Raw genomic sequence first — 9499 nt, forward strand, 5'->3', positions numbered from 1 at the left:
ATCAGATTATTTATACAAATCGTTTCCAAACGAACCTTTAAAAGTGGTCATCGCATACGATTGCCGTCATAATAGTGATACGTTAGCAAAAGTGGTTGCCGATGTTTTTTCGGCAAACGGAATTCACGTGTATTTGTTTTCAGAAATGCGCCCAACACCAGAATTATCTTTTGCTGTTCGCCATTTGAATTGCCATGCAGGAATTGTATTAACTGCTTCTCACAATCCGCCAGAATATAACGGATACAAAGTATATTGGCAAGATGGTGGCCAATTAGTTCCACCTCAAGATGCCGAAATTATAAAGATAATTGAAGAGTTGAAATACAGCGAAATTAAGTTCGAAGCCAACAACGATTTAATCGAATATATTGATTCTGAAATTGATGAAGCTTTCTTTAAATCAACCATCGAAAATGCAAGTTTTAATACGCCTTCTGAAGCTAAAGCGAATTTAAAAATCGTTTATACTTCGTTACATGGAACTTCAATAAAATCAATCCCTAATGTATTAGCAAAAGCTGGTTATACCGATGTGAATATTGTTCCTGAACAAGCCGAACCTGATGGTGATTTTCCTACCGTAATATCTCCAAATCCTGAAGAACCAGAGGCGTTATCTATGGCAATTGCTTTGGCAAATAAAATTGGAGCTGATATTGTAGTGGGAACAGATCCAGATTCGGATCGATTAGGTGTTGCTGTTCGAGATTTAGACGGAACAATCAAATTATTGAATGGTAATCAAACAATGGTAATCATGACCGCTTTCCTATTAGAGCAATGGAAACGCGCCGACAAATTCCAAGGGAATGAATTCATTGGATCTACTATTGTTTCAACACCTATGATGTTAGAATTAGCCGCAGCTTATGATGTAGAATGTAAAGTTGGTTTAACCGGTTTCAAATGGATTGCAAAATTCATTAAAGATTTCCCAAATCAACAATTCATAGGTGGTGGCGAAGAAAGTTTTGGATATATGGTAGGCGATGCCGTTCGGGATAAAGATGCGGTAGGCGCCGTTTTATTATTAAGTGAAATTGCTGCACAGGCAAAAGCATCGGGCAGTTCGTTATATCAAGAATTATTGAATTTATATGTTGATTTTGGTTGTTATAAAGAATCATTAATTTCGATTACCAAAAAAGGAATTGAAGGCGCTAACGAAATCAAACAAATGATGGTTGACTTACGCGAAAATCCGTTAAAGGAAATCAACGGACAACGCGTCATTTGCATTGAAGATTATCAAGCTGCCAAAGGAAAAGATTTTATGAATTATGCAGAATTCGAAATTAATATTCCAAAATCAAATGTCTTGATTTATTATTTAGAAGACGGAAGTAAAATTTGTGCTAGACCAAGCGGAACCGAACCAAAAATTAAATTCTATTTCAGCGTAAATGGAGTTTTAGACACGATGGAAAACGCAAAATCAGTAGAAATAGAATTAGATAACAAAATAGCTGAAATTATTTCGGCAATGAAATTAAATTAAATGGACGAAAATTTTAAAAAAATAATTCCTTACACTCTAAAATTTAAAAATCACATTTTCTGGAATGTTTTTTTTAATATTTTTTATGCTTTATTTAGTACGCTGTCATTTATTGCGCTTTTTCCGTTAATGGAAGTATTGTTTAAAATGAATGAAAAGGTTGTTGAATTACCAAAATATAAAGGTTTATGGGAAATAACATCCTATGGAAAAGAATATTTACAATATTATATTACCAAACTCACAATAGAAAACGGAATACAATATGCACTTTTACTCACTGTTGCATTAGTTATATCAACATTTTTGTTTAAAAATGCTTTCAACTATTTTGCTGCTCAACACTTAACAAAAATAAAAAACGGAGTATTGCATGATTTACGTGAAAAAATGTATGATAAAATCATTTCTTTACCTATTTCCTATTATTCCGAAAAAAGAAAAGGCGATGTTATGGCACGAATGCTAGGTGATGTTAATGAGGTTCAGAATTCATTTTTCATTATTTTAGAACTTATTGTTAAAGAGCCCTTAACCATTCTTTTTGCCATAATTGCAATGATGAAAATAAGTATAGAATTAACACTATTTGTTTTTATTTTTATTCCACTTTCAGGGTTTATCATTTCAAGAATTGGGAAAAGTTTAAAATCGAAATCACAAAATGTGCAAAAAGAAAATGGTTTTTTAATCTCTATAGTTGAAGAAAGCTTAGGCGGACTAAAAGTGGTAAAAAGTTATAATTCTGAGGGGTACTTCAAATCAATATTTAATAATTCAATATATAAATTGTTACGATTAAATAATAGTATTGGGAAAAAGAATAATTTAGCCTCACCCTTAAGTGAATTTATGGGAATCGTAACAATTGCAATACTTTTATGGTATGGTGGGAACTTGGTTCTAGTCGATAAAACATTAAATGGTGCTTTATTTATTGTATATCTTGGATTGGCATATGGTGTATTAACTCCTGCAAAAGCGATTTCAAAAGCATCCTATCAAGTTAAAAATGGATTGGCAGCAGCCGAAAGAGTTTTTGAAATTTTAGAAGTTGAAAATACCATTGTCAATAAACCTAATGCAGTAACAAAAGAAACTTTTACTGAGAAAATTAGCATTGAAAATATCAACTTTAAATATGAAGCAGAAAACGTACTGAAAAACTTCTCATTAGAAGTACCAAAAGGAAAAACTATTGCTTTAGTGGGGCAATCAGGTTCTGGAAAAAGTACGATTGCCAATTTATTGACGCGTTTTTATGACGTGCAAGAAGGAAGTGTCAAAATCGATGGGACTGACATTAAAGACATGACTTTAGAATCGTTACGAGATTTAATGGGATTGGTTACACAAGATTCTATTTTATTCAATGATTCGATTAAAAATAACATCAAATTAGGAAAACAAGATGCAACTGATAAAGAAATCATTGACGCTTTAAAAGTGGCAAATGCTTACGAATTCGTTGCTGCTTTACCTAATGGAATTGAAACCAACATTGGTGATGCAGGTGGAAAACTTTCGGGTGGACAAAAACAACGTTTATCTATTGCGAGAGCCGTTTTGAAAAATCCACCGATTATGATTTTGGATGAAGCGACTTCAGCTTTAGATACTGAAAGTGAAAAATTTGTACAAGTGGCTTTAGAAAACATGATGCAAAACAGAACTTCTATTGTCATTGCTCACCGATTATCAACCATTCAAAAAGCGGATAAAATTGTGGTGATGCACAAAGGTGAAATCGTGGAACAAGGAACTCATGAAGAATTGTTGACTCTAAACGGAACGTACTCAAAACTAGTGATGATGCAGAGCTTTGAGTAAACTTTATTATTGATGATTGAAGATTAACGATTTTTGGTTGAAGAAGTTTGAAATTTGGAAATTAAAAAACTATGTACATAAACAGCTCAAATATTACATTACCAGAAGACAATGATACAATTGTTTGGAAGTATTTAGACTTGTCTAAGTTTTTAGACATGTTATTGTCACAGCAATTGTTTATGTCGCGTTCCGATAAGTTTGAAGATCAATATGAAGGAACTTTTTCGGAACCCACCTTTGAGGAAATCAAAAAAATAGCCGCAAATAATCCGAAGTTTTTAGACTATTATAAATCGCATCGCGAAAAAGTAGTCATAAGTAGTTGGCACATCAACGAATATGAATCGTTTGCAATGTGGCAAATTTTCACCAAAAACAATGAAGGTTTAGCAATTCAATCTACAATTGGGCGTTTAAAAGAAGCTTTACAACCAGAAAGAGCTATAGAACAATATATTGGTAACGTAAATTATATCGATTATAAAAAAGAATATATTCCGTTTGATGATACTTTTTTTCCGTTCTTATTCAAACGAAAAAGTTTTCAATATGAACGAGAAGTTCGGATTATTTCAGATGTGAGTGCTCAAAATATTTCAGTAAATGATGGTTTAAAAATTAACGTAAACCTCAATGAATTGATCGAAAAAATATACATTCATCCGAAAAGTGAAAATTGGTACAAAAAACTAGTCATTGAATTGGTTTCAAAACTCGATTTTAAAATAGAAATAGAAAAATCGGACTTAGAAAGTGATATTTTGATTTAGAAAAAATGTAATTTCAACAAAGGAAAACTCTAATTAGGAGTATACATTTCCACTTTCCATTCGTTGGCTAATAAATTTACATAGTGATAATGTACTTTATCATTTTTATCAAAAGCACCGTTTTTATTCACATCTTCAATACTTCTAAAATACAAACGACTTGTTTTTTCAATAATATTCCAATCAATTACTTCCTGAAAATCGGTTGATATTTTAGTGAATTTTCTGCCGCTAGTTGTACTCAAATAAAGTGCTCTGATGTCATTCTGATTGGTTTTTCCATCTTTATTTGTATCTGCATCAACTAAAGTGTAAACCATGATTTGTTGCTTTGATTTAGCAGCAATAGTATTTAAAAAGGTAGCCGTTTGAATTTGAACTTTCTGATCCGTTAAGGGTTTAATATTGGTAGAATCGATGTGCTGAAAATTCAAATTATCTAAAAAACCAGTAATTTCAAATCTATTGTAATTTGAAATTGCATAACTTATTTGATTTGCTTTACTACTTCCATAGGTTTTTCCATCAATATCATAAACCCGCACATCACCAATGGGATGAATTAGATAATTACTCCCTTCCATTAAAATAGGTAAATCGGCCACTTTAAACCCAGAAGTATCCTTTGCTGTAGTTTCGGCTTTAGAAGTATCGTAACTCACTTTTGGAGTTGCTTGTTCTTGTTTACAACTTATTATAGAAAGAAATAAGGATAAGGATAAAATGATGCGCATACTATCTATTTTTTATAGTCAAATATACTAAAAATAAACAACGAATTATAGTTTTGCAATTAGTTTCAAATTAAAAACCCGAGTGGTCATATAGTTTGGAATACCATATTGTGATTTAGTATACACGTCTCTAACCCAAGTATTTGTAATTGAATTTTGATTGTTAAACAAATTAAAAATCTCTAATCCTAATGAAAATTCGTCAAAAGGCTTTAACCACTTTATACTCGATTTAATTTTTTCATCTTTAAAAACAAATGAAAATCCTATGTCGGCTCTTCGGTAATCATTTAATCGTAATTGATAATTGTAAGGATCGGCATACGATGGAGAACCACCAGGTAATCCGGTGTTATAAACCAAATTTAAGTATAATTTCAAGTTAGGAATATTCGGCATATAATCTTGAAATAACATTCCGAATTTCAATCGTTGATCTGTGGGACGTGCAATAAATCCTTTATTATTTTGATTTTCTTCGGTTTGCATATAGCCAAAACTGAACCATGATTCTGTTCCAGGTACAAATTCACCATTTAAACGTGCATCGAAACCATAAGCATAAGCGGTTGCTTCATTATTAGCTCTATATCGAATACGAACGTTATCAATTGTATAGGTGTTTACATCGGTAATATTTTTATAATACGCTTCTGTAATCAATTTAAAAGGGCGCGTCCACATTTTAAAACTATAATCACTACTCAATACTAAATGAAAAGATTGTTGCGCTTTCACATTAGTTTGCACTACCCCATTATAGTCGCGCAATTCTCTGTAAAACGGAGGTTGATGATACAATCCGCCAGACAATCTGAACAATATGTCTTTATCCCAATCGGGTTTAAACGCAAACTGAACACGAGGTGAAAAAGTCATTTGGCTATCTCCTTTAGGTCTTCCATCAGCATCAACTTGCCATTGATGTCCACGAATTCCGGCATTCAACCAATAACTATGATTGCCTATTTTACCTCTACGATTCCACTGAAAGTATCCTGAAAAACGATTGATTCGGGTAAAATTAGTCGCTCTTACACTTTGATAAGGAGCTAGTGGTCCAACATAAGGATTATAGGGTTGGTCATTTTGGTAATCTAAAATAGGATTTGGCAATGAAAAACCCGCCGAATCTATTACTTCCCATTCCACAATTCTATCTCTAATGTCTTCTAACGTAAATTTAGCGCCCCATTCAATTTGTGATTTTTTAGTTATTTCATGAAATCCTTTGACTTCAGCATTAACGATCAAGGCATCTAAATCATTTCGTGCATGGGTTAATTGCGAACCAATTCCTCGCGAATAAACTACATTACCAAATGTTTCTGAACCAATATTTGCATCTACTTCACCTAAACGATATTGCGCTAAAATATCATAATATTCTTGTTCTTGTGTGTGATAGGTTGAAGCTATAAATTTTAATTTATTTTTCTCATTGTACTGATAAACCGCTTTTCCAGCACCAAAAAGTGTTAAATAGTTGTCTTTTTCTTGCCCTTCATAATACACTAAAAGCGCTATTGGTTCGCTCACCGTACCAAAATTTGTTTGGCGACTTAAAGGTTGATAATGGTATTTATTTTGAGAAATATTGCCTAAAAAGCTAAAATTCCACTTGGTAGACGCATTAAAATTGACTAAGGTTTGTACATCAAAAAAAGTTGGTTTAAAGTTGGTTTCTGTTTCTTGACTATTGACTAACAAACTATTATCTCTATAACGAATACCGGTTATATTTGACCATTTTTGATTTTTAGAAACACCTTCCGCAGTAATACTTCCGCCTAAAAGACTTGCTTCCATTCGGGCTTTAAAACTTTTAGGGTTTCGATACGTGATGTCGAGCACCGAAGATAATTTATCACCATATTTTGATTGAAAACCCCCTGCGGAAAAATCAACATTTTCTACCATATCTGTATTGGTAAAACTCAACCCTTCTTGTTGACCAGAACGAATTAAAAAAGGACGATATACTTCAATTTCGTTAACGTAAACTAAATTTTCATCATAATTTCCTCCTCTTACGGCATAAGACGTACTCAATTCATTGTTTGAATACACCCCTGGTAATGTTTTAATTATATTTTCGATACCTGCATTAGCTCCCGGAATCATTCGAATAATTACAGGATCTATGGTTGTTAAACCTTCAATACGCTTTTTACTATCGCTTGTGATTACTAACTCGCCCATTTGTTCAATTTTAGAGCTCATCACAGGATTCAATTCAAAATCCTCATTGGTTTTTAACTCAATAGAAATTGTGGTGTTCTTAAATGATTGATGTGAAAAAATAAGTGAGACTTTTTGATTAGCAGGAACCTCGATTGTATAAAAACCATTTTCGTTGGTAAACGTAATTTTATCTAAAGCAGAAACCGTAACTCGCTCCACAGGGTTTTTTAATTCGTCTAAAATAACTCCTTTCACTCTAGCTTTTTGGGCAAAGGACATGATGGAAAACAAACTAAAAAAAAGAAATAAACTGATTTTTTTCAAAAGTATCGGTTTTAATTATTTAAAAAAATACGATTCAAAGGTAGCAGAATTTTGTAAACTATCGGTTACACTAATTTTGAAATCATTTCTACCTTCAACGTAAATTGCATCCTCTAAATTGTGTGTCAGTCGTTTTGTTTTATAATCATACTCCATTAAAATCCATTTTCCATTCAAATAGGCCGAATAATTGGCAATATCCGAATGCAAATCTGCTACCGAAACACTTATTGTTTTTTGGTCTTTCAACGTTTTTCCTTCAACAAAATTTACATTATAAATTCGTGGTGGAATAGAATCTTGTGCCAACTTATATTTTCCTAATGTCTTAATTTTTGTAGAGAATGAATTTCCTTTTCGGGTGGTTTTATTAAAATCTAATTTATAACCCTCTAAAGTTGCAATATAGGTTTTACCCAATTGCTCTTCAGTTAAACCAGAAACATCGTTAAACGTTAATGTAATATTTTTATGAACCGGAACACTGTCATCATGCAACGTTGCAATATCTTTATTTACCTCAAAATTCATATAAAAATTGGCATAAAAAGCGTTTTCAGGAACATAAACCGTTACATTGCCTTTCTCAAAAATAGATTCAGTTTTAGCTTTCACAAAATAAGGTGTTTTCTGAATTGTCTTTTTTATGGTAGGAACTTGAACGCCATATTCAATAGGAATAATTAATTCAATTTTATTTTGATGAAAATCATATAATTCGACCCGATAGGAATAATTGGCATTAGGAAGTATTTTCAACGTACCATCTTTTGTATTTCCAGCAACTATAGAAAGCGGATAACTAGTTAATTCAAACAATTTTTGAATACGTTGTCCCATGTCATGATAACGTTCATAATCGATAAAATTATTAACGTAACGCGACTCATCAAAAGCAAAAGTATCAAACCCATATTGATATTGTAACACCCCATTAAGATACGCTTTTACTTTATACAAGCCATTTTTATTGTAGGCATTTGTGCAATAATCATAGGCATTGATACCAAAAGCTATTCTTCCGTTTGCCTTAACTTTCGAACATAAATAAGTGCCATCGGTTTGTTTATTGAATGAAATATTGATGGGTTTTTGTGCATTATTTACAGTTGTAGAATCTAACGGGTAAACTACAATACCTTGAATGATGGGTTTGCGTTCGTCTTTTATCATTTTTTTAAATCCAAAATGCATCGGATTGATGATTTGCTCTGATTTTGTATCTCTAAATTCAAAATGCAAATGAGGGGCACCACTACCTCCTGTATTTCCAGAGAATGCTATGATATCTCCTTTTTTTACGGGTAATTCGGTTGGATAAAGATACATTTCAACTTCAAAAGATTGCTCTTGGTATTGCTTCTTTTTAATCAACTCCTGAATAGCGCCGTTTGCTTTTTGTAAATGCCCATAAACCGAAGTATAACCATTGGGATGCGTAATATAAATAGCTTTCCCATACCCAAAAGGTGAAATTTTGATTCTAGAAACATAACCGTCTCCTGTAGCAAAAACGGGTAACCCTTCTACTCCTGAAGTTTTAAAATCTAATCCTGAATGAAAATGATTACTGCGCAATTCTGCAAAAGAACCTGAAATATCTAATGGAATAGCTAAAGGTGATTGAAAAACATCTTGTGGGTAATTTTCCTGCGAAAAAACTAAAAAAGGAACCAAAAGTAGGGCTAATACAAATTTCATAAAACATGAGTTTAGTGCTAAAATAGTAAAAATAATTTAGTTAAAGCAATAAAAAATACAGATGAAATAAAGATGCTAAAAATCAATTACTTAGAACAAAATAAAATTTAATTATAAAATTTATCTAAAACTGTTGCTATTTTTGAATAGTAATGCTAACTTTGTGACTTATTGAAATGAATTTCATCATTAATGAATGGATTATCTGAATTAATTGATTCTCTAGAAGTTAAATTTTTCAAGCTCAATCAAAAACTGATTCAACTTGAAAAGAAAAACTCAGAATTACAAGAAGAATTGTTGCTTTCTAAAAAAATGCAACAACAACAATCAGTTGAAATAGATTCTTTTAAAAATCAGTTAGATACTCTAAAAATGGTGAATTCATTATTAGGCAGTGAAGAAAATAAACGAGAAACAAAACTCAAAATAAATTCATTAATTCGAGAAAT

The 9499-nt window shown here is 31.9% G+C and carries 7 protein-coding genes; 4 read left to right on the plus strand and 3 right to left on the minus strand.

All coding sequences use genetic code 11. The features are described from left to right. From ACIQZC_RS06630 to ACIQZC_RS06640, 3 genes are all read left to right on the plus strand, one after another. On the plus strand, positions 1 to 1501 hold a 1501-nt coding region (locus ACIQZC_RS06630), incomplete at its 5' end, for a phospho-sugar mutase (RefSeq protein ID WP_396138450.1). After that, the gene (locus tag ACIQZC_RS06635) at positions 1502 to 3331 is read left to right on the plus strand and encodes an ABC transporter ATP-binding protein (protein ID WP_396138451.1); all 1830 of its coding nucleotides are present in this window, start codon (positions 1502 to 1504) and stop codon (positions 3329 to 3331) included. It abuts the gene before it with no gap. A gap of 71 nt (positions 3332 to 3402) precedes the next feature. Beyond that, positions 3403 to 4104, plus strand: coding sequence for a hypothetical protein (locus ACIQZC_RS06640; RefSeq protein ID WP_396138452.1), 702 nt, complete (start codon positions 3403 to 3405; stop codon positions 4102 to 4104). Between the two features lie 29 nt (positions 4105 to 4133). On the opposite strand, the gene ACIQZC_RS06645 is transcribed toward ACIQZC_RS06640, so the two are convergent. Genes ACIQZC_RS06645 through ACIQZC_RS06655 form a run of 3 tightly spaced genes read right to left on the minus strand, consistent with a single transcriptional unit; the run spans position 4134 to position 9047 of the window. Continuing rightward, positions 4134 to 4838, minus strand: a complete 705-nt coding sequence (locus tag ACIQZC_RS06645) for a hypothetical protein (protein WP_396138453.1) — start codon at positions 4836 to 4838, stop codon at positions 4134 to 4136. A gap of 45 nt (positions 4839 to 4883) precedes the next feature. Beyond that, on the minus strand, positions 4884 to 7301 hold the full coding sequence (locus tag ACIQZC_RS06650; protein WP_396138456.1) for a carboxypeptidase-like regulatory domain-containing protein: 2418 nt from the start codon (positions 7299 to 7301) through the stop codon (positions 4884 to 4886). A 60-nt stretch (positions 7302 to 7361) separates the two neighbouring features. Further along, positions 7362 to 9047, minus strand: a complete 1686-nt coding sequence (locus ACIQZC_RS06655; RefSeq protein ID WP_396138454.1) for a M23 family metallopeptidase — start codon at positions 9045 to 9047, stop codon at positions 7362 to 7364. A gap of 192 nt (positions 9048 to 9239) precedes the next feature. Here ACIQZC_RS06655 and ACIQZC_RS06660 point away from each other — a divergent pair. Beyond that, positions 9240 to 9499, plus strand: a 260-nt coding sequence (locus tag ACIQZC_RS06660; RefSeq protein ID WP_396138455.1) for a hypothetical protein, incomplete at its 3' end; no start/stop codon positions are given.

The organism is Flavobacterium sp. (assembly GCF_044338735.1).
Lineage (GTDB): Bacteria > Bacteroidota > Bacteroidia > Flavobacteriales > Flavobacteriaceae > Flavobacterium.

Coding starts and splice junctions, on each gene's coding strand:
- ACIQZC_RS06655 (WP_396138454.1), bottom strand. CDS start 9,047: ATGAAATTTGTATTAGCCCTACTTTTGGTTCCTTTTTTAGTTTTTTCG.
- ACIQZC_RS06645 (WP_396138453.1), bottom strand. CDS start 4,838: ATGCGCATCATTTTATCCTTATCCTTATTTCTTTCTATAATAAGTTGT.
- ACIQZC_RS06640 (WP_396138452.1), top strand. CDS start 3,403: ATGTACATAAACAGCTCAAATATTACATTACCAGAAGACAATGATACA.
- ACIQZC_RS06635 (WP_396138451.1), top strand. CDS start 1,502: ATGGACGAAAATTTTAAAAAAATAATTCCTTACACTCTAAAATTTAAA.
- ACIQZC_RS06650 (WP_396138456.1), bottom strand. CDS start 7,301: ATGTCCTTTGCCCAAAAAGCTAGAGTGAAAGGAGTTATTTTAGACGAA.